Origin of the sequence: Hoeflea ulvae, from assembly GCF_026619435.1 — a bacterium.
Classification (GTDB): domain Bacteria; phylum Pseudomonadota; class Alphaproteobacteria; order Rhizobiales; family Rhizobiaceae; genus Hoeflea; species Hoeflea ulvae.
Window position 1 is genome coordinate 3,180,109 of the sequence record NZ_JAOVZQ010000001.1, and the last position, 23,312, is coordinate 3,203,420.

Sequence of the window (23,312 nt, forward strand, 5' to 3'; positions counted from 1 at the left end):
CGCTGCGGGAGCTTGCGACAGGTGCGATGCTGATCACCGGTCGACCTCCCCGAACACGATATCGAGCGAGCCCAAGGCAGCGGACACGTCGGCCAGCTGGTGGCCGCGGCAGATGAAGTCCATCGCCTGCAGATGCGCGTATCCCGGCGCCCGGATCTTGCAACGGTAAGGCTTGTTGGAGCCATCCGAGACCAGATAGACGCCGAATTCGCCCTTGGGCGCCTCGACCGCGGCATAGACCGCGCCTTCGGGCACCCGGTAGCCCTCGGTATAGAGCTTGAAGTGGTGGATCAGGGCTTCCATCGAGCGCTTCATCTCGCCGCGCTTGGGCGGCACGATCTTGCCGTCGGTGGCCGAGACCGGTCCGACCCGCTCCTTGCCGAGCAGCTGCTCGACACATTGCTTCATGATCTTCACCGATTCGCGCATTTCCTGCATGCGGATCAGGTAGCGGTCGTAACAGTCGCCATTCTTGCCGATCGGAATGTCGAAATCGAGTTCCGAATAGCACTCGTAAGGCTGCGAGCGGCGCAGGTCCCAGGCAGCACCCGAGCCGCGCACCATGACGCCGGAAAAGCCCCAGGCCCAGGCGTCGTCGAGCGAGACGATGGCGATGTCGACATTGCGCTGCTTGAAGATCCGGTTGTCGGTCAGCAGCGTCTCGATGTCGTCACAGGTCTTCAGGAACGGATCGCACCAGGCGCCGATGTCCTCGACAAGTTCATGCGGCAGGTCCTGATGAACGCCGCCGGGACGGAAATAGGCCGCATGCAGACGCGCACCACAGGCACGCTCGTAAAACACCATCAGCTTTTCGCGCTCTTCGAAGCCCCACAGCGGCGGGGTCAGCGCGCCGACATCCAGCGCCTGCGTGGTGATGTTGAGCAGGTGCGACAGGATCCGGCCGATTTCGGAGTAAAGCACCCGGATCAACTGGCCGCGCTTGGGCACGGTGGTGCCGGTCAGCTTCTCGATCGCCAGGGCGAAGGCGTGTTCCTGGTTCATCGGCGCGACATAGTCGAGCCGGTCGAAATAGGGAATTGCCTGCAGATAGGTCTTGGCCTCGATCAGCTTCTCGGTGCCGCGATGCAGCAGGCCGATATGCGGATCGACGCGCTCGACGATCTCGCCGTCGAGTTCCAGGACCAGCCGCAGCACGCCGTGCGCGGCCGGATGCTGGGGGCCGAAATTGATGTTGAAGTTGCGGACGTTGTGTTCGTTCATGGCTGCGCCCTCACCCCTTGGCTTTTTCATCGCCCGGAAGCACGTAGTCGGTGCCTTCCCAGGGGGAGAGAAAATCGAAATTGCGGAATTCCTGCCGGAGTTCCACCGGTTCGTACACCACCCGCTTGACCTCGTCGTCATAGCGGACTTCGACAAAACCGGTGAGCGGGAAATCCTTGCGCAGCGGATGACCCTCGAAACCGTAATCGGTGAGGATACGGCGCAGATCCGGATGGCCGGAGAACAGGATGCCGAACAGGTCATAGGCTTCGCGCTCGAACCAGTCGGCGCCCGGATAGACCGCCGTCAGCGACGGAACGGGCACATCCTCGGAGGTAGAGATCGACACCCGGATTCGGAAATTCTGCCGCGGCGACAAGAGGTGATAGACCACCTCGAACCGCTCCGGCCGGCCCGGCCAGTCCACACCGCAGATATCGATGAAGCTGACGAACTGGCACTGCGAATCGTCGCGCAGGAAGGTCATCAGCTCGATCAGCTTCGACGGCTGCGTCGTCAGCGTCAGTTCGTCATAGGCGATCACCGCGCCGTCGAACAGATCGCCTTTGACTTCCGTGAGATAGTCCGAAAGTTCCTTGAGGGCTTGGCTCATCATCCGCTCTCCTAGCGCTCGATCGTGCCGGTGCGGCGCATCTTCTTTTGCAGAAGCAGCACCCCGTACAGCAGGGCTTCGGCTGTCGGCGGGCACCCGGGGACATAGATGTCCACCGGAACCACGCGGTCACAGCCGCGCACCACCGAGTAGGAATAGTGGTAGTAACCGCCGCCATTGGCGCATGATCCCATCGAGATCACGTAGCGCGGCTCCGGCATCTGGTCATAGACCTTGCGCAGCGCCGGGGCCATCTTGTTGGTCAGGGTGCCGGCGACGATCATCACGTCCGACTGGCGCGGTGAGGCGCGCGGCGCGAAACCGAAGCGCTCGGCGTCATAGCGCGGCATCGACATCTGCATCATCTCGACGGCGCAGCAGGCCAGGCCAAAGGTCATCCACATCAGCGAGCCGGTGCGCGACCAGTTGATCAGCTCATCGGTCGAGGTGACCAGAAAGCCCTTGTCGGCCAGCTCGTTGTTGATCTCGCCGAAAAACGGGTCATTGCTGCCCACCGGCTTGCCGGTGGCGGGATCAATGATGCCCTTGGGCGCAGGCGCCACCAATGGTGCGTTGATCACTCCCATTCGAGGGCTCCCTTTTTCCATTCATAGACAAAGCCGATGGTGAGCACGCCGAGAAACACCATCATCGACCAGAATCCCATCCAGCCGATATCGCCGAACGACACCGCCCAGGGAAACAGGAATGCGACTTCAAGGTCAAAGATGATGAACAGGATCGACACCAGATAGAACCGCACGTCGAATTTCATGCGCGCGTCATCGAATGCGTTGAAGCCGCATTCATAGGCCGAGAGTTTTTCCGGATCCGGATTCTTGTATGCGATCGCGAAAGGCGCGATCAGCAAGGCCAGTCCGATGACCAGCGCAAGTCCGATGAAAATGGCAATTGGCACATAAGCGCCCAGAAGTTCCGTCATGACGTCCGTTCCTGTATCCGCGACAGTCGAGGCTCCGGTCCTGGCTCAAGGTCTGGAGCAGGCCCCTCACCTGCGCGGCTGATCATGTTGCAACGCGGCGTGGTTAGCGCAGCCCGGCACCCTGCGCAAGAGCACGCAAGGCATTTGCTGCTATAGTACCAGCTTTCACGCGTCATTGTTTCGCCAGACCGGCACCCCATGGCAAGCTTTTTCAGCAGCGTTCAGTTCAGGCCAATCGCCGCATCCCGCAGGAAATCGCGACAAGCCAGACTCATCCCCACAAGGAGGAGCAGTCTGGTATAGCCTGTGAACAAGAGCAGGAACAGTCCGGACGAAACAATCGGGCGCCGGAGCGCCGAATGTTCGGTCTGTATGCAAGACTGAAGAAGGGGCTGTTTTGCGAAACAGCCGAAAAGTTGAAAAATGGCGCGAGTGACGGGACTCGAACCCGCGACCTCCGGCGTGACAGGCCGGCACTCTAACCAACTGAGCTACACCCGCGCATTTTTCAGACGAAACAGTGGGTGACCGCCGTTCCGTGAGCGGTGAATTACGGGGTTCGCACAGAGGTGTCAAGCGTCGATTGCGAAGGAAATCGACAAAGTTGAAACTTGTTGGAAAACAGCCCCCTCCAAACCCGTCTGCGAAGCGCGGGCAATCCCGCAAGCTTGCGCTTTGATGTCAAACCGGGCTGCTTTTTTCTTGCGGAACCGCCGCGAACCTCCTAAAGGAAGCGCCACCGAACTGGGGGCGATTAGCTCAGTTGGTAGAGCGCCTCGTTTACACCGAGGATGTCGGGAGTTCGAGTCTCTCATCGCCCACCATATTCTCCCTGATTTCAGCATTCTCGCGTTGCCGCACCCGTCGCCCGGCAGAGCCATGTCCTGCGTCCGCAAACATGCGCCCTTGGCCTATGGTGCGCTCACCATCCAGCCGCGATTGTCGGCGCCGAACACCTCATGGCCGGATTCGGTGAGAATGACGGTGTCCTCGAGCTTGATATAGCCGCGCACTGGGATGCTGCATGGTGGTTTCCACCGACAGCACCATGCCGGGCTGGAACGGCCTGTCGGCGTCACTGCCCTCATAGGCCACCGGATGGTTTGTCATCAGGAACGGCGCCTCGTGGCTGATCAGGCCCATGCCATGGGCAAAGAAGTCGTTATGGGCGGCATTGGGCCCGCGCCGCAGTTCAGCTTCGGCAGCAGTCACCATCGCGGCGCCGGTTTTCCCCGGCGCGATCTCGGCAAAGGCCGCCTGCTGCACCGATTCGACCTCGGCAAGGATGTCGACCAGTTCCGAATCGGGATCGCCAAGTACGCCCATGCGGCAGATGTCGCCGATATAGCCGTGCAGATTGCCGCCCGAATCGATCGACATCACCTCGCCCTTGTTCCATCGCTGGCCTGAACCGGCGCGAATGTGGCTGTCACCGAGCGTGAGCAGGCAATACTCGAATGTCAGCTCCCGCTTTGTCTCTTCCTGCCGCAGCCGCTCGATGATCTCGAATTTCGACGTCCCCTCGCCCGAAGCCTTTATCGTCGCCTGCATCGACTCGCTGATCCGCGCCGTCGCCTCGCGCAGGAGATCCAGCTCTTGCCCGGTCTTGATCATCCTGAGCCGTGTCAGCACCATGCTGGCATCCGCAAAACTGGCCTGCGGCAGCGCCCCGGCAAGGGCGTCGTAGCCGTCCTTGGGCATGAACCCGGCTTCAAAGCCGATCCGCCCGCTGGCGACGCCGCAGGACTGCAGATAGTCGGCCGCGGCTTCCATGGTGTCGACCGAGCCCCAGTGGTCGGGCCGGAACTCCGGCACCCAGAACGGCGCCACCTTGTGCTCATAGATCTCCATCTTGTTGGCGAAATAGCCGGTCTTGCCGGCATCGCCCCGGATATAGACGAAGGCCGGCAGATACCGGCTCTGGCCGATGGCATCCATCGCCGAGAAGAAGATGAACTGATAGCCGCCAAGCAGATAGCGGACATTGTGTTTCGAGGTGGCGACAATGGCATCAAGCCCGGCGGCCTCCATTGCGGCGTCAAGGTCCTCGAACCGGTATGGCAGGTCCTGGGCGGATGCGGCATGCATCGGGGCGATATCGTGGATCATGGCAGTCTTCCTGGTTCAATCATGGGGCGGCAGGACAAGGCGGAAATCGGGCAGTTCGCGCAGCGCCTCCTCGGGCCCTGCCGGACTGTAGACCACAAACAGCTTCATCGGCTCGGAGCCGGTGTTGAGCGTCGAGTGGAAACGGCTTTCGGGCACGAAGATGGTGCAACCGGCGCGCACATGTTGGGTGACCGGGTTGCCGTCGGTATCCTCGATCATCTGCTCGCCGCTGCCTTCAAGCACATAGATGATCTCCTCGGCGCCGGGATGATTGCGGCGGGTGTGGCCCTGGCCGGACGGCACATGGACGACCCCGGCCGAGAATTTGCAGGCGCCATTGACCTTCGGCCCGCAGGTCAGCGTCAGATGGCCCCAGTCAAAGGCGAATCGCTCCACAGCTTCCGGATAGACAAATAGATTCTCGCTCATGCCTGGCTTCCTTTCAGATTTGGCAGCGCCTTGAAGGTCTTGATCTGGTCGCGGATGGCGGTTTCCGCCGGCAGCCTTTCGGCCGAGCTTGCACCGTAAAAGCCGTGGCAGCCATTGCAGCGCGACAGCACATAGGCGGTGTCATCGGGCATCGAGATCGGCCCGCCGTGACACAGGACGATGATGTCGGGGCGAATCGCCCGCGCCGCTGCGGCGATGCCATCGATTTCGCTCACGCAATCATCCAGGCTCTTGGCGGACGTCGCGCCGATGCTGCCGCCGGTGGTCACCCCCATATGGGCGACGATGATGTCGGCGCCGGCGCGGGTCATGGCTTCGGCCTCTTCCGGGTTGAAGACATAGGGCGTGGTCAGGAGATCCAGCTCGTGGGCCGCCGCAATCATGTCGACCTCGAGACCGAAGCCCATGCCGGTCTCCTCGAAACTCTGTCGCATGGCGCCGTCAAACAGGCCGATGGTCGGAAAATTCTGCACCCCGGAAAAGCCCATGGCTTTCAGCTCCGCCAGGAATTGCGGCATCAGGATGAAGGGATCGGTGCCGTTGACGCCGGCCAGCACCGGGGTGTGACGCACCACCGGCAGCACTTCCACCGCCATTTCCTTGACGATCTCGTTGGCATTGCCATAGGCCAGAAGCCCGGCGGCCGAGCCGCGACCGGCCATGCGGTAGCGGCCGGAATTGTAGATGATGATCAGATCGATGCCGCCGGCCTCCTCGGCCTTGGCCGAAAGCCCGGTCCCTGCCCCGCCGCCGATGATCGGAACACCTTCGGCCACCATGGCTGTGAGTCGTGCGAGAATGTCGGAGCGGGAAATTGCTGGCATGGATGGTCTTTCTAGGTCAGGTGATGGACAGGAAGGCGTCGGCTGCGGCCACTGGCGAAGGCCGGATCATTGATATGCAGCGGCAGACGCTCGATGCGACGATTTTCGGAGGTCTCGAAGGCCGCCTCGATTGCGCCAAACAGGGCCGCATCGGCTTCAGGATCGAAAAACGCGCCGCCCTCGATGTCGAGCGCCGAAACGCCGCGCTCGGGAATCAGAAACCGCACCGGGCCATTGCAGGCATTGAGCTTGCGGCCAATCCAGTCGCCGACCCGGCGGCAGTCTTCCGGTGTGGTCCGCATCAGCGTCACATTGGGATTGTGATGGTAGAATTTGCGGCCCGCATGGATCTCGGGGACCGTGTCCGGCGCCCAGAAATTGACCATGTCGAGCGCGCCCACTGATCCGACATAGGGCACGCCGCTGCGGGCGATCGCGTCAAAGCGCTCGGCGGTGGCCGGCAGCACTCCGCCCAGCAGGAGATCGCAGACCTCGGTGGTGGTGATATCGAGCACGCCGGAGAGCACCCGGTCATCGACCAGTTTTTCCATGGTTCGCCCGCCGACACCGGTTGCGTGAAACACCATGCAATCATGCGTGGCTTCAAGCCGGCTGACAATTGCGGTAACGCAATCGGTGGTGACGCCGAACATGGTCAGCCCGATCGACTGCTGTCGATCCGTCTTTTCGTAAGGTGAGGCAGCCATGCCGGCGATGGCCCGGGCGGCATTGTGAAGGATCATCCGGCTCAACTGGTTGAGCCCGGCAAAATCGGTGACCGAGGGCATCATGATGATGTCGGAAATGTCGACATAGGGCGCAACATCGCCGGACGCCAGCGTCGAGACCATGATCTTCGGCAACCCGTAGGGCAGCGCGCGCATGCCCTCGGTGATGATCGAGGTGCCGCCGCCGCCGCCGAAACCGATGACTGCGGCAATATCGTCGCGGCCGACGACATACCGTGCGAATGCCTCGCCCATGGCGCTGACGGCCACGCCGCGGTCGTCACCGCCAAGCACCGCATCTGCGCCGTCGGGGTGATGAGCGGCCATCTCCCCGGCGCTCACATCGACCTCGACCGATCCCGCCCGGGTTCCCACATCAAGGCTGCGCACCGGCACACCCGCATCGGCGACACGCCGCGCCAGATAGGCGAGTTCCGCTCCCTTGGTGTCGGCAGTGCCGACCACATAGACGTATTTCAAAGCTTCCTCCCGCCTTTCAATACCCTCTCCCGCGTCCGGCTCCGGTCCGGCGCGTCCGCCCGCCGGCAGACCCGGTCCTGACAGCACGATAGCCTCCTGCACCAGTCGATTCCGTCGATCTGGTCTTACCAAATAGGAGTCTGTTCAGCTTCAAACGTCAAGTGAAATAGCGACAGTCAACCCAAACAAACTTCAAATTCCCTATGTTCCATGGCCTTTTTAGCTGAGAAGCCGGGGAAGTGCGCGAAAATCAGCTGACAGGAAGCGCTTGACCGTTTTGCTTTTTGGTAATACCAATTTGGAATTAACCGTGACAGTGGAGGGTCACCCAGAACGCCACAGGAGTGAAGCATACCGGCAACGGTCAGGATCGCGGCGCAACTGCCACCGATTCACAATCCGAACATGTCGGCGACTGAAAACCGAATGTGATTCAACGGGAGGAGAACAACATGCGCAATAAACTCATCGGCATGGCCGGCGGACTGGCGCTTGCACTGGCAAGCGGCACCTCGGCCTATGCGCAGGAACTGACGATTTTCTGGGCGGAATGGGATCCGGCCAACTATCTTCAGGAGCTTGTCAACGAATATGAGGCCGAAACCGGCGTCTCGGTGACGGTGGAAACCACGCCGTGGTCGGATTTCCAGACCAAGGCGTTCACCGAATTCAACGCCCGCGGCTCGGCCTATGACATGATCGTCGGCGACAGCCAGTGGCTCGGCGCCGCATCAGAAGGCGGCCATTATGTCGACCTCACCGACTTCTTCAACGAGCACAATCTCGGCGAAGTCATGGCGCCGGCCACGGTGAAATACTACGCCGAATATCCGGGCAATTCCGGGAAATACTGGGCGGTTCCGGCTGAAGGCGACGCCGTCGGCTGGTCCTATCGCAAGGACTGGTTCGAGGATCCCGCCGAAATGGCGGCGTTCAAGGAGAAATACGGCTATGACCTGGGCGTTCCGGCAGACTGGAAACAGCTCACCGACATCGCCGAGTTCTTCCACCGTCCCGACGAGAACCGCTACGGCATCGCCATCTACACCGACAATTCCTATGATGCGATGGTGATGGGTGTCGAGAACGCGATCTTCTCCTATGGCGCAGAACTCGGCAATTTCGAGACCTACGAAGTCGACGGCTACGTCAACAGCGACAAGGCCGTGGCAGCGCTGGAGAACTACAAGAAGCTTTACAGCTTCACCCCTCCGGGTTGGGCCAAGACCTTCTTTGTCGAGAACAACCAGGCGATCACCGAAGGCCTCGTGGCCATGTCGATGAACTATTTCGCCTTCTTCCCGGCATTGCTCAACGATTCCACCAACCCGCACGCCGCCAATACCGGCTTCTTCGCCAATCCGGCAGGCCCGGATGGCGACCAGTTCGCCGCCCTTGGCGGACAGGGCATCTCCATCGTCAGCTATTCCGAAAATCAGGAAGAGGCGATGAAGTTCCTGGAATGGTTCATCAAGGACGAAACCCAGAAGCGCTGGGCCGAACTGGGTGGCTACACAGCCAGCGCGGCAGTGCTCAAATCCGACGAGTTCCGACAGGCCACGCCTTACAACGAGGCGTTCTACCAGACCATGTTCAAGGTCAAGGACTTCTGGGCAGTGCCGGAATTCGCCGAATTGCTGACCTCTGCCAACCAGCGTCTGTATCCGTTCATCGTCGGCAATGAAGGCACGGCCAAGGAAACCCTCGACGCCCTGGCGGCGGACTGGGAAGCCACCTTCAAGAAATACGGTCGCGCGCAGTAACAGCGTTCAATCACCGCGACACATAAAGGGGCGCTGCGGCGCCCCTTCCTTCCCAGCCAATCAGAAGCGCAAGGAATTTTACCCGTGGCGTCCCAAGTCATGACCAAACTCGACCCCGAATCGCGCGCCGCCGCCCGAGGGCTGAGTGACCTGACCATCCGCAACCTGTTCATCATTCCGACAATTGCGTTCTTGATCATCTTCAACATTTTCCCGCTGCTCTATTCGCTGGCCTATTCGTTCACCGATTTCCGGGCATCGACCAACGCGCCGGCAAATTTCGTCGGCCTGCAGAATTACCGTGACCTGCTCAGTGACCCTTTCATCTGGAAGAACTTCTCGATCACCGCGAAATATGTGCTGATCTCGGTCACCGGCCAGGTGTTCGTCGGCTTCGGCCTCGCCATGCTGCTCAACCGCTCGATTCCGGCCAAGGGGCTGATCACCACCCTGTTGCTGTTGCCGATGATGCTGTCGATGGCCGTGGTCGGGCTGTTCTGGAAACTGCTTTACGATCCCAATTTCGGCATCATCAACTATTTCCTCGGCCTCGACAAATTCGAATGGCTGGCCGATCCGGACATGGCGCTCTACGCCATCGCCATTGTCGACATCTGGATGTGGGCGCCCTTCGTCATGCTGTTGTCGCTGGCCGGGCTGTCGGCGGTTCCAAAACATCTCTACGAGGCCGCCGAGATCGACCGCGCCTCGGGGCTTTACACCTTCTTCCGCATCACCCTGCCCCTGGTGGCGCCGATCCTGATGATCGCCATCATTTTCCGCACCATGGAAGCCTTCAAGACTTTCGATCTGGCCTATGTGCTGTCGTCGCAGCCGACGACCGAGCTGATCGCCATCCGGCTCTACAAGATGGCGTTTCAGGAATGGCAGACCGGCATGTCCTCGGCGCTGGCCTACATCGTGCTCATCATGGTGGTGGCAATCACCAATATCTATGTGAAATACCTCAACAAAGTGAAGGCGCGCTAAGATGGCCGGCGTTCGTACCCCCCAGGAAAAATGGACGAACCGTGTGGCAATTGTCGCGGTGTTCGTTGCCCTCGCAATCATGCTGACCCCGATCTACTGGATCGCGGCCACCTCGTTCAAACCGCGCAATCTGGCGACCACCATTCCGCCGACGGTGGTGTTCCAGCCGACCGTGTCGCCCTTCGTCAAGCTGTTTACCAAGCGCTCGCAACTGCGCGACCAGCCAAGTGCGGAAGAATATGCCGCCGCCCCCTGGTGGGAGCAGATGGTGTTTGACGGCGGCGAGAAGGTTGTCCGCAACGGCAAGACCGGCGAGGTCCGCTCATCGGGCTATGGCGACCGCTTCACAAATTCGCTGATCATCTCGATCGTCTCGACCATATTGGCGGTGTCAATGGGAACGCTGACCGCCTATGGCTTCAGCCGCTTCAAGGTGGCGGGCGAGGACGACTGGCTGTTCTTCATCCTGTCGACGCGCATGCTGCCGCCGGTGGTCGTCGCCATCCCGATGTTCCTGATGTACCGGGTGGTCGGGCTCAACGACACCCATCTGGGGCTGATCATCCTCTACACAGCCTTCAATCTGAGCTTTTCGGTGTGGATCATGAAGGGCTTCATCGACGAGATCCCGCGCGAATACGAGGAAGCAGCCCTTGTCGACGGCTACACGAGGATGCAGGCCTTCTTCAAGGTGGTGCTGCCCGAGGCGCTGACCGGCATGGCGGCAACTGCGGTGTTCTGTTTCATCACCGCCTGGAACGAATATGCCTTCGCCCTGATCATGACCAACCGCAACGCCCAGACCGCGCCGCCCTATATCCCGTCCCAGGTCGGCAGCGGTCTGCCGGACTGGACCGTGATTGCCGCAGGCACATTGCTGTTCCTGATCCCGGTGGCGATCTTCACCTTCCTTCTGCGCAACCATCTGCTGCGCGGCATGTCCTTCGGAGCGATCCGCAAATGAGTTTTCGCAGCATCAACCAACGCTTCCTTGCCCCTGCGGCGCAGAGCCTGATGATCTTCGGCATCATCTCGCTGTGCCAGCCCTGGAGCCTGTTCCTGCACAAATACGGCGTCACGCTGACGCTGATCGGACTGATCACCTTCATGATTACCTCGAAAATTGCCCCCGATCCCGAGCCCGAGGAAAGCTTCATCGACGAATCCCTCGACACGCTGGAAATCAATGACAAGGCCCCGAGCAGCGGCTCCGGCATCGCGGGGACCAACTGATGGCGCAGATCGACATTCGCAATGTGCAGAAATTCTTCGGCCACCTGCAGGTGCTCAAGGATCTGAACCTGACCATCGAGGACGGCGAATTCGTCGTCATGCTGGGCCAGTCCGGCGGCGGCAAGACCACCGCTCTGCGGGCAATCGCCGGGCTTGAAACCGTGACCTCGGGACAGATCCTGATCAATGGCACGGAAGTGCAGGATCGCAAGGCTGCCGACCGCGACATTGCCTTCGTGTTCCAGTCGTTCTCGCTCTACCCGCACATGACGGTGCGCGAGAACATAGCCTTCCCGCTGCGCGCTGTGCGGATGAACGCCGCTGACCGCGACAAGGCCGTCAACGAGGTCGCCGAGACCCTGCAGATCGCCGAACACCTCAACCGCAAGCCCTCGGCGCTGTCGGGCGGCGACATGCAGCGCGTGGCCATCGGCCGGGCGCTTGTGCGGCGTCCGCAGGCCTTGCTGATGGATGAGCCCCTGGGCGTGCTCGACGCCAAGCTGCGCGAGCAGATGCGCGCCGAGATCAAGCGCCTGCACATCGCCCGCGGTTCGACCTCGGTCTATGTCACCCATGACCAGATCGAGGCGATGAGCCTGGCCGACCGCATCGTCATCCTGCATGACGGCGTGCTGCAGCAGGTGGGAGCGCCCGATGAAGTCTATCTGCATCCCACCAACCTGTTCGTGGCCAAATTCGTCGGCTCGCCGGTGATGAATGTCAGCGATGTCCGCATCACGGACGACACCGTCGCCCTTGATGGCGCGCAATCGGGTTTCCGCTTCCCGGCCGAGGCACTGGCCAATGTCCGCAATGCCGGCGTGCCGCTGGCACTGGGCATCCGCCCCGAAGCGGTGCTGCTGGCGCATGACCAGACCGACGGCTTCATCGAAGCCGTGACCACCAATATCGAGCCCCTGGGCAGTCACGATATCGTCGATGTCCGCGTCGGCAACACCTCGCTGCGCGCCCGCACGGCCAGCGGCTTCGTCTCCGGCGAGGGACAGCGGGTCTGGGTCAATCTGGCCCCTGCACAAGCCCATTTCTTTGACACGGCCACCGGCCTCAATCTACGCGGAGCACACTGATGGCCGATATTGCGCTGAAAGGCATCACCAAGAAATTCGGCCCCAACAGCGCCCTGCGGGAGCTGGACCTCGACATCAAGGACGGCGAGTTCTTCGTGCTGCTTGGACAGACCGGGGCCGGCAAGACCACCACCTTGCGGGTGATCGCCGGGCTGGAAATCCCCAATTCGGGCCAGGTGATGATCGATGGCAAGGACGCGACCAAATGGAACGCCGCCGAGCGCGACGTGGCGCTGGTGCTGCAGCAATACTCGCTCTATCCGCGCCTGACCGTGCGCGGCAATCTGGAGTTTCCGCTGAAATCCAGGACGCAGAACTTCACCGCCGCCGAAATCAAGGAACGCGTCGACCGCGTCGCCGAAACCCTGCAGATCACCAAGCTGCTCGACCGCAAGGTCGAACGGCTGTCGGGCGGCGAAATGCAGCGGGTGTCGATCGGCCGCGCCATCGTGCGCAAACCGCGGGTGTTCCTGATGGACGAGCCGCTGTCGGCGCTTGACGCCAATCTGCGCGACGTGCTGCGGGTGGAGCTCAAGAAGCTGCACAGCGAATTGGGCGCGACCTTCGTCTTCGTCACCCACGACCAGGTCGAGGCCATGTCGATGGGCGACAAGATCGGTGTGCTCAACAAGGGCAGACTGGTGCAGGTCGGCACCCCGTCGGAAATCTATGCCAGACCGATCAACACCTTTGTCGCCCGCTCGGTCGGCACCCCGCCGATGAACCTGCTGGATGGTACCCTGAGCGGATCAAATGCGGTTCTGGACGCCGGCAGTTTCAGCCTCCCGGTCACAGCCCCCGCCGGATCAGATGGTGCAAAGCTGCGCTTCGGCATCCGGCCGGAAGATGTGCTGCTGGATTCCCAGGGACCGGCAACCGGCCGCGTCTTCGACATCGAAAACCACGGCGTGATCAAGATCCTGACGCTGGATGTCGGCGGCGTCCACCTGCATGCCACGGTGTCGGCACAGACCAGGGTTCAGATCGACGAAACCGTGACATTCGGCTGGCGGCCCGACAAGGTGCTCTATTTCGATCCGGCAACCGGGCGCAATCTGGCACTGGCCTGAGCCAGGCCGTATCGCTTCGGCCGGCGCGCGCAGAGCATGTCAGCCGAAGCGCCTTAGATATCTTTCCCAGGCAGTCGGGTTGCAGAAATTATCCGGCCGTTCGCCCGCCAGGATGCGCCTGGTTTCCATCACCACGCCCTGCCCCATGCGCAGCATGCTCTCCTCGGTGATGCCCGCCATATGCGGCGTCAGGATCACATTGTGCATCGCCAGATAGGGATGGTCGTCCGGCAAGGGCTGCGTGTCGAACACATCCAGCACCGCGCCGCCGATCCTGCCGCTCTCAAGCGCCGAAATCAGCGCCTGCTCATGAACCACCGGGCCCCGCGCGACATTGACGAGAATGGCGCCCGCAGACATCAGGCCAATCTCATCGGCTCCGATCATCCCCCGGGTGGCTTCGGTCAGCGGGCAGCACAGCACCACCACATCGCTCTGCGACAGCACATCGCGCAACGCCGCCGCCTGCGCGCCCTCGGGCAGAGCTTCGGGCCGGCTGGTCACGGCAAGAACCTTCATGCCGAACCCCGCATGGGCGATGCGAAACAGCGCATTGCCCACATTGCCCATGCCGACAATGCCGAGCGTCCGGCCGCTGAGTTCCCGGCCATGGTCCGAATGCGCCCGCGCCTTGGTCCAGCCGTCCGATTTCAGATCGTGGCTCAGCTGCGGATAGCGGCGCAACAGCGCCAGCGCCGACCAGATGCAATGTTCGGCCACGGTCACCGCGTTGACGCCGGGCACATTGGCGACCAGCACACCGGCTGCCGTTGCCGCATCAAGCGGGATCATGTCGAGCCCCGCGCCATGCCTTACCGCCGCCCGCAGGCCCGGTTCGCGGGCAAATATCTCCGCAGGAATTGGCGCCCGCACGACGATGATCGACGCCCCGGCGCTTTCAGCCAGGATCGCCGCAGGCGACGGTTCGCTGGCCACCACCAGCGTGCCGAGGCTGCGCAGCTCCCCGGTCACTTGCGGATGCAGCGGATGGGTGGAGAAGATTTTCTCAGACATGGACGCGTGGGGCGTTGCCCAGGCCAGTGTCCTGCTCGACGCCATTGTCCAGAATTTCCGTCCAGTAGCTTTGCGCGCGTCCCAGATGCGTGTTCATCAGCGCCTGGGCCAGAATGCTGTCGCGGCGGTACAGCGCCTCGAAGATCTGCTGATGCTCCTGGTGGGATTTGAGATTGCGGTCCGGCTTGCCGAAATAGATCGGCATGCGCTGCTCGCTGGCGGCATAAAAGCCCGAACAGATCTTGTAGAACATCTCGTTCTGGGTGGCGCGCACGATCTCGAGATGGAACTCGCCATCGAGCCGGTAGAGCCCCAGCCCGTCGGCGATCTGTTTTTCCGAGCGGTCGAGAATGTCGCGCAGCCGGTCAAGATTGTCCTCGGTGGCGCGTTGGGCTGCGAGTTCGGCGGCCTTGATCTCGTGGATCTTGCGCAATTCCACCGCTTCGAAGATCTGCCGCGCGTTGAGCTGGACGCCGGCGCGCGCCAGCAGCGCCATCGAGCTCAGCCCGGCTGCGTCCATGGTCAGGTAGATCCCGGATTTGGCGCGCCGTTCGATCAGTTGCATGGCTTCCAGTATCGCCAGTGATTCCCGCACCTGGCCACGGCTCACGGCAAAATGCTCGGCCAGTTCCCGCTCCGAAGGCGCCTTGTTGCCATTGACGCTCGCCACCGCCACGATGTGCGCCACCAGGTTGGGCAAGAAATCAGTTTCGGAACTTGTCATAGGGGCCTTGCATAGGTCTGCAGAACGGCTTCGTTCATGGTGAATCCAAGTCCGGGTTTGTCCGGAATTTCGATCATTCCATCCCGCGCTTCGACAGTGTCGTCAATGATATCATGTATCATCGGATTGGCGCCAAGGGAAAACTCCACGGTAAAACTCGCCGGAGACGCCGCGCAGACATGCAATCCTGCGAAAAAGCACGGGGCGCCGGCCCATAGATGCGGCGCCAGCCGCAGATTGAAGGCCGAGGCAATGGTGCCGATGCGCATCGATTCGGTGATGCCGCCGCAAAAGGCGGGATCGGGCTGGAAGATGTCGGCCGCCCGCATCACCGCCAGGTCACGAAAGGCAAACCGCGTCGCCTCGCTCTCGCCCGTGGCGATCGGCACCGAAACCGACGCCCGCAACTCGGCGATACCCGCCTTGTCGTCGGCGATGATCGGTTCCTCGAACCACGCAAGGTCGCAATCCGACACCAGATGCGCAAACCGCCGCGCACCGGCGACAGTGAAGGTGCCATGGGCGTCGACCGCCAGCTCGACGTCCGGCCCAAGTGCTGCGCGCGCGGCCTTGACCCGTAGCGCCGAGGCATGCGGCGACGCATCCATGGCGCCGACCCGCATCTTGACCGCTCTGAAGCCGCCGATATCGATATAGGATTTGAGCTGGTCGCCGATCTGGTCCGCGCCGGCCCATCCGCCCGACGCATAGGCAGGCATCCGATCCGCCTTGCGGCCGCCAAGCAGTTTCCACACCGGCTTTCCGTCAGCCTTGCCCAGAATGTCCCACAGCGCGATGTCGATGGCGCTGATCGCCGAGACCGTGAGCCCGCGCCGCGCCATTTCCGGCATGGCATGTCCGGCGCGGGCGGATTTTTCGGCGCGGACGCCATTGTAGAGGTCTTCCCAGATGAAGGTGACGTCGGCCGGATCGCGGCCGATCAGCCGCGGCCCGAAATCCTCGTTGATCAGGTGAACCAGGGTCGCGTAATTGCCGGAGCTGCCGGCGGCATTCTTGCCCTCGCCCCAGCCGACCACGCCATCATCGGTCTCGATCCGCAGGATGGCGGCATCGAAGGTGCGCAGCGTTCCGAAATCGCTGGTGTGCTGGCGTGCTTGCTCGATCGGTATCTGGATCCACCAAGCGCGGACGGATTTGATTTTCATGGCAAGGGCCCTCGCCCTCCGCCGGCGGCAACCGCCGCCCCGGAGGAGCGCCTGATTCGGGTTACTTGATCAGCGGCAGCAGCGTTTCCGCTGTGATCCGCATCTGGTCCGAATAGAATTTTTCGGTGAGCAGGCTGGATCCGTGATCCTGGATGAATTTCAGCTGCTCGGGCGAGATGTCGACCGGGTCGCGCTCCACCATGTCGGGATAGATCGCCGCCGGCGTGCGGTCGACCGGTGCGACGAACTCGTTGGTGAGCGCGCCGTCATAGCCGATCTCCTTCAGCGTCTCGACGATCTTCGGCCAGTTGAGATGGCCGAGCCCCGCGGCAAAGCGGTTGTTGTCGGCGACATGGAAGTCGAACAGACGCCTGCCGGCCAGCCGAATGGCGTCATAGATGTCGGATTCTTCCATGTTGAGATGGTAAGCGTCGAGGCACACACCGCAATCGGGATGCACGGCGTCAGCCAGGGCCAGCGCCTGCGCACAGCGGTTGAAGATATAGGTCTCGAAACGGTTGAGCGGCTCGATGCCGATCTTCACCCCGACTTTCTGGGAATGCGCGAAACATTCCTTCGTGGCTTCAACCAGCCAGCCCCACTCTTCCTCCTCGGTCGCATCCGGCTGCACCTTGCCCACCGTTGCCGGAACCAGTGTGATCACCTCGCCTTCGAGCTCGCTGACCATGGTCAGCACGCTCTTGACGTAATCGACCGTGCGCGCGCGCTGGCCCTCGTCCTTGGCCGCCAGGTTGCGCTCGCCCAGGGTCAGCGTCACCGCCCCCCAGCAGCGAATGCCGTGCTCCTTGAGCAGCTTGCGGGTTTCCTTGGTGTCGTACTGGGTGGGCTCACCCGAAATCTCGATGCTTTCATAGCCGAATTGCTTGATCCGGCGAAGCGTGACCTCAAGCGGCTCGGCCCGCATCCAGTTGTGAGTCGACAGGTGCATGATGATCCTCCCTTGCTGCAGGACTCCTCCATCCTGCACTGTGTTGCATTACCTCTTCTGGTTAGACCAATTAAGCCCAAAATGGATTCTAATCAAGCCGACCACACCGAGAAATATTCCATGAACGCCAGTCAAACGCGCTATTTTGGCACTTGCGCGCCGTTTGCAAACATGATTGCGTATCTCCTGTCGCTATTTTGGTATTACCAGTTACCGTCAAAACGAGGAACGCTGTGAAAATCGGGATGAACATGTTTCTGTGGGCCACCCATATCGGCCCGGAACACGAACCGCTGCTGCGCGCGCTCAAGGCGACCGGCTATGACGGGGTGGAAATTCCGGTCTTCGAGGGCGACGTCAGCCATTACACCGAGCTTGGCCGCATGCTCGACGATATCGGGCTCGAACGCACCGCGGTCACGGCGATGGGCGACCCCGCGATGAACCTGATCGGGCCGGATGCGGCGCGTGCCCGCGGCGTCGACTACATGCGCGCCACGCTAGACAGGACACAGGCGCTCGGCGCCAGGTTGATCTGCGGCCCGCTGCATTCGACGCTGGGGCATTTCTCCGGCGAAGGCCCGACGGCTGATGAATTGTCACGCTCGGTCGCTTCGCAGCGCCTGATCGGCGACCATGCGGCGGGCTTGGGCATCACCATTGCGCTCGAAGCGCTCAACCGCTTCGAATGCTACCTGGTCAACACCATGGATGCCCTGGCAGCGCATCTGGTCGAGATCGGCCATCCGAATATCCGCGCCATGTACGACACCTTCCATGCCAATATCGAGGAAGCCGACCCGATCGGGGCGCTGAACCGCAACGCCGATGTGGTCGCCCACATCCATATTTCCGAAAATGACCGGGGTGTGCCCGGCCGCGGAAACATTCCGTGGCGCGAGACCTATGCCGCGATAGTCGAAACCGGTTATGACGGATGGCTGACGATTGAAAGTTTCGGCCGCGGCCTGCCCGATCTGGCGGCAGCGACAAAAGTATGGAGAGACTTCGCCGAGAGCCCGGAAGCGGTGTATCGAGACGGATACAAACATATTACAAGGTCACTCAAGGCGGCCGAACTATTTTCTGGAGGAGAAAACCGATGAAAACCATCAAGGGTCCAGCGCTGTTTCTGGCGCAATTTGCAAGCGACGAGGCACCGTTTGATTCCTGGGCCTCGATCACCAAATGGGCGGCCGATTGCGGCTACAAGGGGGTGCAGGTCCCGAGCTGGGACGGACGGCTGATCGACCTGCAGAAGGCCGCCGATTCAAAGGACTATTGCGACGAATTCAAGGGCGTCGCAGCCGAAAACGGCGTCGAGGTCACCGAATTGTCGACCCATCTGCAGGGCCAGCTTGTCGCCGTGCATCCCGCCTATGACGAGGCTTTTGACGGATTTGCGGCGCCGGAAGTGCGCGGCAATCCCAAGGCGCGGCAGGAATGGGCGGTCAACCAGGTGCGGCTGGCGCTGACTGCCTCCAAACACATGGGCATCGGCGCGATGGCGAGCTTTTCCGGCGCGCTGGCCTGGCCCTATGTCTATCCGTGGCCGCAACGGCCGGCCGGACTGGTCGAGACCGCCTTTGACGAACTGGCCAGACGCTGGCGGCCGATCCTTGATCACGCCGAGGATTGCGGCGTCGATGTCTGCTACGAAATTCACCCCAGTGAAGACCTGCATGACGGCATCACCTTCGAGATGTTTCTGGAGCGCGTTGGCAACCATGCCCGCTGCAACATGCTCTACGACCCGTCGCATTACCTGCTGCAATGCCTCGACTACATCGACAACATCGACATCTACAAGGACCGGATCAAGATGTTCCACGTCAAGGATGCCGAGTTCAATCCGACCGGACGCCAGGGCGTCTATTCGGGGTACCAGCCGTGGGTGGACCGGGCCGGACGGTTTCGCTCGCTCGGCGACGGACAAGTCGATTTCGGCGCGATCTTCTCGAAGATGGCCGCCAATGATTTTGACGGCTGGGCCGTGGTCGAATGGGAATGCTGCCTAAAACACCCCGAAGACGGCGCACGCGAAGGCGCGCAGTTTGTCTCCGACCATATCATCCGCGTCACCGAGCGCGCCTTCGACGATTTCGCCGATGGCGGCACCGACGACGCCGCCAATCGCCGCATGCTCGGCATTTCGTGAGCGGGAGGGACACAATGGCTATCGAAGGTTCCAGCACCTCATCCACGCGCCGCATTCGTCTCGGCATGGTCGGCGGCGGGCGCGACGCATTCATCGGCGGCGTGCACCGCATCGCCTCGCGCATCGACGATCGCTATGAGCTGGTCGCCGGTGCATTTTCCTCCACGCCCGAGAAATCAAAGGCCTCGGCCGCCGATCTCGGCGTGGCGGACGACCGCGCCTATGGCGATTATGTCGAGATGGCCAAGCGGGAAGCGCGGTTGAAAAACGGCATTGAGGCGGTGGCGATCGTCACCCCCAATCACATGCACTTCCCCGTCGCGCGCGAATTCCTCAAGCGCGGCATCCATGTGATCTGCGACAAGCCGCTGACCTCGACGCTGGCCGACGCCCGCAAGCTGGCGAAAGTGGCCGAGGCGTCAGGCGCGCTGTTCGTGCTGACCCACAACTACACCGGCTATCCGATGATCCGGCAGGCACGCGAGATGATCGCCCGGGGAGACATCGGCGCCATCCGGCTGGTGCAGGTCGAATATGCCCAGGACTGGCTGTCGGAACCGCTCGAGGAAACCGGGCAGAAACAGGCCGGCTGGCGCACCGATCCGGCGCAGTCGGGTGCCGGCGGCTCGACTGGCGACATCGGCACCCATGCCTTCAACCTGGCAAGCTTTGTCTCGGGGCTCGAACTCTCCCAGCTCTGCGCCGATCTCGATAGTTTTGTCGAAGGCCGGCAGCTTGATGACAACGGCCATGTGCTGATGCGGTTTTCGGGCGGCGCCAAGGGCATGCTGTGGTGCAGCCAGGTCGCACCCGGCAACGAGAATGCCCTGAAACTGCGCATCTATGGCGAAAAGGGCGGGCTCGAATGGGCCCAGGAAGATCCCAACTACCTCTGGTACACGCCGCTGGGACAGCCCAAGCAGCTGCTCACCCGCAACGGCGCTGGCGCCACAGCCGCCGGACAACGGCTCAGCCGCATTCCCGGCGGCCATCCCGAGGGCTATCTCGAAGGCTTCGCCAATATCTACACCGAAGCCGCCGATGCCATTGTCGCCCGCCGCAGCGGCAATCCGATACCCGATGGCGTGATGTTCCCCGGCATTGACGAGGGCCTCGCCGGCGTCGCCTTCGTCACGGCCTGCGTGGAATCCTCGCGCCGTGGCGGAAGCTGGGTGAAATTCGGTACCTATTGCAAGCGCTGAAGCCCGTTCCGGGTTGAGGTGACTGAACGCCAGACCGCGCGAAACTGAAGTGCCGGCAAGATCTGCCGGCACTTCAGTGCATTTATGAGATCACGACAAGGCGTGGCAACGAACCGGAGCCGCGTGCCGCGTCAATGCGAGCCGCGCTCAGCCATCCTCGGGTTCATTGGCAAACAGCGACCAGGCCGAAATGAACATGGCGGCGATCAGCGGCCCGACAATGAACCCGTTGATGCCGAACAGCGCCATGCCGCCAACCGTCGAAATCAGCACGACATAATCCGGAAGCTTCGATTCCTTGCCGACCAGAGGCGGCCGCAGCAAATTGTCGATCAGGCCGATGACGAAGAGGCCGACCATGATCAGGACCACGCCCTTGATCCAGGCGCCGCTGAACAGGAAGAACACCGCTGCAGGGGCCCAGATGAAGGCCGCGCCGACGGCGGGCAGCATCGAAAAGAAGGTCATGACCACGCCCCACAGCAGCGCCGCCTCGACCCCCAGCGCCCAGAATGTGACGCCGCCGATAGTGCCCTGGATCATCGCGATGATGATGTTGCCGCGCACCGTGGCATTGATGACGGAAGTGAATTTTTCGAGGAACTGGCGGGAATAGTCGCTGCTGAGCGGCATCCCGCGCTTGATCCTGTCGACCAGGCCCTCGCCGTCGCGAAACAGGAAGAACAGCAGATAGAGCATGATCCCGGATCCGATGAAGAAGTTCAGCGTGGTCTCGCCCAGATTGACCAGGTGCCCCGCCATCGACTGGCTGGCCTGCATGATCCCGCCGGAGAACTTGTCGCGGAGTTCGGGAAAATCGCCAAGCTGGATCGGCGTCCAGCGCTCGATGAAGCTCGGCACCGCGCTGGCAATGGTCTCGATGCGCCCCTGCAGGTCAAATTCCGGATCGCTGACCTTCTGGTAGAGGCTCGCGCCCTCCTGGGCGATGGAAGCGAAGATGACCACGACGGGAATGATCACGAGACAGATGCACATCAAGACGCACAGCAGTGCCGCCGCCCCCTTCCGGCCCCTGAGCCGGCGAAGCAGGAACTGCTGCACCGGATGGAAGATGATCGCCAGGATCACCGCCCACAGGATGGCGGTATAGAACGGGGAAAGCAGAATGCAGAATGCCACCGTGATCAGCGCCAGCATCAGATAGAAGCTCACATGCTCAACCGAGCTCTTGTTCTGTTCCATAGCGGATCCTTCACAACACGGCGTTGCCGGGCAGGAGCAGGTGCTGCTCGTCAACCGCTATGTAGCCGACACGCCCGGATTGTCCAAGCGCCATCCACGGCCCGTCAGCCGTAACGGCAGTCGGCGCGGCAAGATCGGCGGATGGATGTCCCGTTTCAGATTCATGGCGGCGGATTGCGCTATATCAAATCCCCCGTGCTGCGATGCGCTATAAATCAGTCCCGGACCAGATTGAGGGAATGATGATGACACAGCCCAGCCTGAGGGACGAGATTGCAGGCCTGCGCGCGGAAGTCGAGCAATTGCGTCGCGCATCCGCTCAGCCCAGGCCGGACCCCGACCCCGCCAATCCCGACTCCGACACCCCGCCCGACGAGATCCAGAGTCTGCTCGCCGAAGTCTCCGGCCTTGTGCAGACCATGCTCGACGAGGCCGAGGAAAGCTTCACCGAACATCCGGTCGCGTCGGTTTCAGCCGCGCTGGCGCTCGGCATCGTCATTGGCCGTCTAACAGCAAGGTAATGTGAAGCCATGTCAGTCCATACAATCGTCAGGATCCTGCGCCTTTATCTCCGCTCCGAACTGATGGTCGGCGAGATCCGTCTGAAGCTGCAGTTGCGGAAATTCTCGCTGATGATCTTTGCGACGCTGATCACCCTGATGGCGCTGGTGTTTCTCAACATCGCCACCTATCAGTGGCTGCTCGCCGGCTGGGGCGCAATCCATGCGCCGCTGATACTTGCCGTCGCCAATATCGGCCTCGCCGTCATTCTCGTTATCATAGCCTCCTTCACCAGTCCCGGCCCCGACCTCGCCGCCGCCGGGGAACTGCGCGACCTGACCTCGGCGACGCTGGAAAACGAGTTGAAATCGAATCCGGCATCGGCCGCATTCGGAAGCATTGCGGGTCTCAACGGCTTCAAGGGCTGGGACAATGCCCGGCTTCTGGTTCCGGTCATCTCCGCCATCATCCGCAGCCTGCGACGCCGCAAGACGGAGTCCTGACAGGTTCAAAACCTCAACGCGCCTGCGCTCACCGCGCCTGCCTGCGCTCAACCCATCCACCCAAGACAAGGAAACGACAATGGCCGACCTCAACAAAATGACCGAAGAGCTCAAACAGAATTATGATGAAATCAAGCTCAAGGTGCATCTCGGCTCGAAGGATGCGCAGGACGAATGGGACGAGCTTCAGGAGCGCTGGAGACATTTTGAAAGCCAGGCAAACCTGAAAAAGAGCAAGGAAGACCTGGGCGATGCCCTCGAGATCCTCGGCTCGGAACTCAAGCAGGCCTTTGACCGGATCCGCAAGGCTCTCTGAACGCGAAAGGCGCGAACGCTTCGGCGCCATTTCCGGCACGCGCCAGCCGGAATGGCGCCAT

The 23,312-nt window shown here is 61.7% G+C and carries 24 protein-coding genes, 2 tRNA genes and 1 pseudogene; 13 read left to right on the plus strand and 14 right to left on the minus strand.

All coding sequences use genetic code 11. The features are described 5' to 3' along the window. Positions 1–33: 33 nt before the first annotated feature. From OEG82_RS15050 to OEG82_RS15070, 5 genes are all read right to left on the minus strand, one after another. Positions 34–1,224, minus strand: a complete 1,191-nt coding sequence (locus OEG82_RS15050; protein WP_267613210.1) for an NADH-quinone oxidoreductase subunit D — start codon at positions 1,222–1,224, stop codon at positions 34–36. A gap of 10 nt (positions 1,225–1,234) precedes the next feature. Beyond that, positions 1,235–1,837 carry an NADH-quinone oxidoreductase subunit C gene (locus tag OEG82_RS15055; RefSeq protein WP_267613211.1) on the minus strand — a complete coding sequence of 201 codons (603 nt, stop codon included), beginning with the start codon at positions 1,835–1,837 and terminating at the stop codon, positions 1,235–1,237. An 11-nt stretch (positions 1,838–1,848) separates the two neighbouring features. After that, positions 1,849–2,424: a NuoB/complex I 20 kDa subunit family protein gene (locus tag OEG82_RS15060; RefSeq protein WP_267613212.1), complete on the minus strand. Its 576-nt coding sequence runs from the start codon at positions 2,422–2,424 to the stop codon at positions 1,849–1,851. Continuing rightward, on the minus strand, positions 2,415–2,780 hold the full coding sequence (locus OEG82_RS15065; protein ID WP_267613213.1) for an NADH-quinone oxidoreductase subunit A: 366 nt from the start codon (positions 2,778–2,780) through the stop codon (positions 2,415–2,417). Before OEG82_RS15065 ends, OEG82_RS15060 begins: the two co-directional genes overlap by 10 nt. A gap of 424 nt (positions 2,781–3,204) precedes the next feature. Continuing rightward, positions 3,205–3,281: transfer RNA gene (locus OEG82_RS15070), tRNA-Asp, on the minus strand. Between the two features lie 247 nt (positions 3,282–3,528). Between OEG82_RS15070 and OEG82_RS15075 the strand changes: the two genes are divergently transcribed. Continuing rightward, positions 3,529–3,604, plus strand: a tRNA-Val gene (locus OEG82_RS15075). Positions 3,605–3,691: 87 nt separating this feature from the next. On the opposite strand, the pseudogene OEG82_RS15080 reads toward OEG82_RS15075, so the two are convergent. The 4 genes and pseudogenes from OEG82_RS15080 to OEG82_RS15095 form a co-directional block, all read right to left on the minus strand. After that, positions 3,692–4,889, minus strand: a pseudogene (locus OEG82_RS15080) (M24 family metallopeptidase). Between the two features lie 15 nt (positions 4,890–4,904). Next, a complete protein-coding gene (locus OEG82_RS15085) occupies positions 4,905–5,318 on the minus strand; it encodes a cupin domain-containing protein (protein ID WP_267613214.1) in 414 nt (137 codons plus the stop codon). Next, entirely contained in the window at positions 5,315–6,163 is an 849-nt protein-coding gene (locus OEG82_RS15090) for a phosphoenolpyruvate hydrolase family protein (protein WP_267613215.1), read from the minus strand. The genes OEG82_RS15085 and OEG82_RS15090 overlap by 4 nt, the downstream gene beginning before the upstream one ends. 11 nt (positions 6,164–6,174) lie before the next feature. Further along, positions 6,175–7,371, minus strand: coding sequence for a Tm-1-like ATP-binding domain-containing protein (locus OEG82_RS15095; protein WP_267614967.1), 1,197 nt, complete (start codon positions 7,369–7,371; stop codon positions 6,175–6,177). Between the two features lie 452 nt (positions 7,372–7,823). Between OEG82_RS15095 and OEG82_RS15100 the strand changes: the two genes are divergently transcribed. From OEG82_RS15100 to OEG82_RS15125, 6 genes are all read left to right on the plus strand, one after another. Next, positions 7,824–9,134 (plus strand): ABC transporter substrate-binding protein, encoded by a 1,311-nt coding sequence (locus tag OEG82_RS15100; protein ID WP_267613216.1) that lies wholly within the window; start codon positions 7,824–7,826, stop codon positions 9,132–9,134. Positions 9,135–9,233: 99 nt separating this feature from the next. Further along, positions 9,234–10,124, plus strand: coding sequence for a carbohydrate ABC transporter permease (locus OEG82_RS15105; RefSeq protein WP_425497593.1), 891 nt, complete (start codon positions 9,234–9,236; stop codon positions 10,122–10,124). Between the two features lies 1 nt (position 10,125). Then, positions 10,126–11,088 carry a carbohydrate ABC transporter permease gene (locus OEG82_RS15110; RefSeq protein WP_267613218.1) on the plus strand — a complete coding sequence of 321 codons (963 nt, stop codon included), beginning with the start codon at positions 10,126–10,128 and terminating at the stop codon, positions 11,086–11,088. After that, positions 11,085–11,357, plus strand: a complete 273-nt coding sequence (locus OEG82_RS15115; RefSeq protein ID WP_267613219.1) for a hypothetical protein — start codon at positions 11,085–11,087, stop codon at positions 11,355–11,357. Before OEG82_RS15110 ends, OEG82_RS15115 begins: the two co-directional genes overlap by 4 nt. Then, entirely contained in the window at positions 11,357–12,445 is a 1,089-nt protein-coding gene (locus OEG82_RS15120) for an ABC transporter ATP-binding protein (protein WP_267613220.1), read from the plus strand. The genes OEG82_RS15115 and OEG82_RS15120 overlap by 1 nt, the downstream gene beginning before the upstream one ends. Continuing rightward, entirely contained in the window at positions 12,445–13,515 is a 1,071-nt protein-coding gene (locus tag OEG82_RS15125; RefSeq protein ID WP_267613221.1) for an ABC transporter ATP-binding protein, read from the plus strand. Before OEG82_RS15120 ends, OEG82_RS15125 begins: the two co-directional genes overlap by 1 nt. A 39-nt stretch (positions 13,516–13,554) precedes the next feature. Here the strand turns inward: OEG82_RS15125 and OEG82_RS15130 are convergent, their stop codons facing one another. The 4 genes from OEG82_RS15130 to OEG82_RS15145 form a co-directional block, all read right to left on the minus strand. Further along, positions 13,555–14,529 carry an NAD(P)-dependent oxidoreductase gene (locus tag OEG82_RS15130; RefSeq protein ID WP_267613222.1) on the minus strand — a complete coding sequence of 325 codons (975 nt, stop codon included), beginning with the start codon at positions 14,527–14,529 and terminating at the stop codon, positions 13,555–13,557. Then, entirely contained in the window at positions 14,522–15,253 is a 732-nt protein-coding gene (locus tag OEG82_RS15135; RefSeq protein WP_267613223.1) for a FadR/GntR family transcriptional regulator, read from the minus strand. The genes OEG82_RS15130 and OEG82_RS15135 overlap by 8 nt, the downstream gene beginning before the upstream one ends. Continuing rightward, on the minus strand, positions 15,250–16,419 hold the full coding sequence (locus OEG82_RS15140; RefSeq protein WP_267613224.1) for a mandelate racemase/muconate lactonizing enzyme family protein: 1,170 nt from the start codon (positions 16,417–16,419) through the stop codon (positions 15,250–15,252). Before OEG82_RS15140 ends, OEG82_RS15135 begins: the two co-directional genes overlap by 4 nt. 61 nt (positions 16,420–16,480) lie before the next feature. Further along, positions 16,481–17,368, minus strand: a complete 888-nt coding sequence (locus OEG82_RS15145; RefSeq protein ID WP_267613225.1) for a sugar phosphate isomerase/epimerase family protein — start codon at positions 17,366–17,368, stop codon at positions 16,481–16,483. Between the two features lie 233 nt (positions 17,369–17,601). On the opposite strand from OEG82_RS15145, the gene OEG82_RS15150 reads away from it, so the two are divergent. Genes OEG82_RS15150 through OEG82_RS15160 form a run of 3 tightly spaced genes read left to right on the plus strand, consistent with a single transcriptional unit; the run spans position 17,602 to position 20,728 of the window. Beyond that, the gene (locus OEG82_RS15150; RefSeq protein ID WP_267613226.1) at positions 17,602–18,474 is read left to right on the plus strand and encodes a sugar phosphate isomerase/epimerase family protein; all 873 of its coding nucleotides are present in this window, start codon (positions 17,602–17,604) and stop codon (positions 18,472–18,474) included. Then, on the plus strand, positions 18,471–19,526 hold the full coding sequence (locus OEG82_RS15155) for a sugar phosphate isomerase/epimerase family protein (protein WP_267613227.1): 1,056 nt from the start codon (positions 18,471–18,473) through the stop codon (positions 19,524–19,526). Before OEG82_RS15150 ends, OEG82_RS15155 begins: the two co-directional genes overlap by 4 nt. A 14-nt stretch (positions 19,527–19,540) precedes the next feature. Next, positions 19,541–20,728: a Gfo/Idh/MocA family protein gene (locus tag OEG82_RS15160; protein WP_267613228.1), complete on the plus strand. Its 1,188-nt coding sequence runs from the start codon at positions 19,541–19,543 to the stop codon at positions 20,726–20,728. A 147-nt stretch (positions 20,729–20,875) separates the two neighbouring features. On the opposite strand, the gene OEG82_RS15165 is transcribed toward OEG82_RS15160, so the two are convergent. Then, positions 20,876–21,931, minus strand: a complete 1,056-nt coding sequence (locus tag OEG82_RS15165; protein WP_267613229.1) for an AI-2E family transporter — start codon at positions 21,929–21,931, stop codon at positions 20,876–20,878. Between the two features lie 245 nt (positions 21,932–22,176). Here OEG82_RS15165 and OEG82_RS15170 point away from each other — a divergent pair, with 245 nt between their 5' ends. The 3 genes from OEG82_RS15170 to OEG82_RS15180 all read left to right on the plus strand — a co-directional run bounded on the left by OEG82_RS15170 (position 22,177) and on the right by OEG82_RS15180 (position 23,251). Then, the gene (locus tag OEG82_RS15170) at positions 22,177–22,452 is read left to right on the plus strand and encodes a hypothetical protein (RefSeq protein ID WP_267613230.1); all 276 of its coding nucleotides are present in this window, start codon (positions 22,177–22,179) and stop codon (positions 22,450–22,452) included. Positions 22,453–22,461: 9 nt separating this feature from the next. Then, the gene (locus tag OEG82_RS15175) at positions 22,462–22,935 is read left to right on the plus strand and encodes a hypothetical protein (RefSeq protein ID WP_267613231.1); all 474 of its coding nucleotides are present in this window, start codon (positions 22,462–22,464) and stop codon (positions 22,933–22,935) included. Between the two features lie 79 nt (positions 22,936–23,014). Further along, positions 23,015–23,251, plus strand: a complete 237-nt coding sequence (locus tag OEG82_RS15180; RefSeq protein WP_267613232.1) for a hypothetical protein — start codon at positions 23,015–23,017, stop codon at positions 23,249–23,251. The last annotated feature ends 61 nt before the right edge of the window (positions 23,252–23,312 follow it).

Excerpts from the sequence above, each read along its gene's own strand:
- OEG82_RS15050 (WP_267613210.1), bottom strand. The coding sequence starts at position 1,224 with ATGAACGAACACAACGTCCGCAACTTCAACATCAATTTCGGCCCCCAG.
- OEG82_RS15055 (WP_267613211.1), bottom strand. The coding sequence starts at position 1,837 with ATGAGCCAAGCCCTCAAGGAACTTTCGGACTATCTCACGGAAGTCAAA.
- OEG82_RS15060 (WP_267613212.1), bottom strand. The coding sequence starts at position 2,424 with ATGGGAGTGATCAACGCACCATTGGTGGCGCCTGCGCCCAAGGGCATC.
- OEG82_RS15065 (WP_267613213.1), bottom strand. The coding sequence starts at position 2,780 with ATGACGGAACTTCTGGGCGCTTATGTGCCAATTGCCATTTTCATCGGA.
- OEG82_RS15085 (WP_267613214.1), bottom strand. The coding sequence starts at position 5,318 with ATGAGCGAGAATCTATTTGTCTATCCGGAAGCTGTGGAGCGATTCGCC.
- OEG82_RS15090 (WP_267613215.1), bottom strand. The coding sequence starts at position 6,163 with ATGCCAGCAATTTCCCGCTCCGACATTCTCGCACGACTCACAGCCATG.
- OEG82_RS15100 (WP_267613216.1), top strand. The coding sequence starts at position 7,824 with ATGCGCAATAAACTCATCGGCATGGCCGGCGGACTGGCGCTTGCACTG.
- OEG82_RS15105 (WP_425497593.1), top strand. The coding sequence starts at position 9,234 with ATGACCAAACTCGACCCCGAATCGCGCGCCGCCGCCCGAGGGCTGAGT.
- OEG82_RS15110 (WP_267613218.1), top strand. The coding sequence starts at position 10,126 with ATGGCCGGCGTTCGTACCCCCCAGGAAAAATGGACGAACCGTGTGGCA.
- OEG82_RS15115 (WP_267613219.1), top strand. The coding sequence starts at position 11,085 with ATGAGTTTTCGCAGCATCAACCAACGCTTCCTTGCCCCTGCGGCGCAG.
- OEG82_RS15120 (WP_267613220.1), top strand. The coding sequence starts at position 11,357 with ATGGCGCAGATCGACATTCGCAATGTGCAGAAATTCTTCGGCCACCTG.
- OEG82_RS15125 (WP_267613221.1), top strand. The coding sequence starts at position 12,445 with ATGGCCGATATTGCGCTGAAAGGCATCACCAAGAAATTCGGCCCCAAC.
- OEG82_RS15130 (WP_267613222.1), bottom strand. The coding sequence starts at position 14,529 with ATGTCTGAGAAAATCTTCTCCACCCATCCGCTGCATCCGCAAGTGACC.
- OEG82_RS15135 (WP_267613223.1), bottom strand. The coding sequence starts at position 15,253 with ATGACAAGTTCCGAAACTGATTTCTTGCCCAACCTGGTGGCGCACATC.
- OEG82_RS15140 (WP_267613224.1), bottom strand. The coding sequence starts at position 16,419 with ATGAAAATCAAATCCGTCCGCGCTTGGTGGATCCAGATACCGATCGAG.
- OEG82_RS15145 (WP_267613225.1), bottom strand. The coding sequence starts at position 17,368 with ATGCACCTGTCGACTCACAACTGGATGCGGGCCGAGCCGCTTGAGGTC.
- OEG82_RS15155 (WP_267613227.1), top strand. The coding sequence starts at position 18,471 with ATGAAAACCATCAAGGGTCCAGCGCTGTTTCTGGCGCAATTTGCAAGC.
- OEG82_RS15160 (WP_267613228.1), top strand. The coding sequence starts at position 19,541 with ATGGCTATCGAAGGTTCCAGCACCTCATCCACGCGCCGCATTCGTCTC.
- OEG82_RS15165 (WP_267613229.1), bottom strand. The coding sequence starts at position 21,931 with ATGGAACAGAACAAGAGCTCGGTTGAGCATGTGAGCTTCTATCTGATG.
- OEG82_RS15170 (WP_267613230.1), top strand. The coding sequence starts at position 22,177 with ATGACACAGCCCAGCCTGAGGGACGAGATTGCAGGCCTGCGCGCGGAA.
- OEG82_RS15175 (WP_267613231.1), top strand. The coding sequence starts at position 22,462 with ATGTCAGTCCATACAATCGTCAGGATCCTGCGCCTTTATCTCCGCTCC.
- OEG82_RS15180 (WP_267613232.1), top strand. The coding sequence starts at position 23,015 with ATGGCCGACCTCAACAAAATGACCGAAGAGCTCAAACAGAATTATGAT.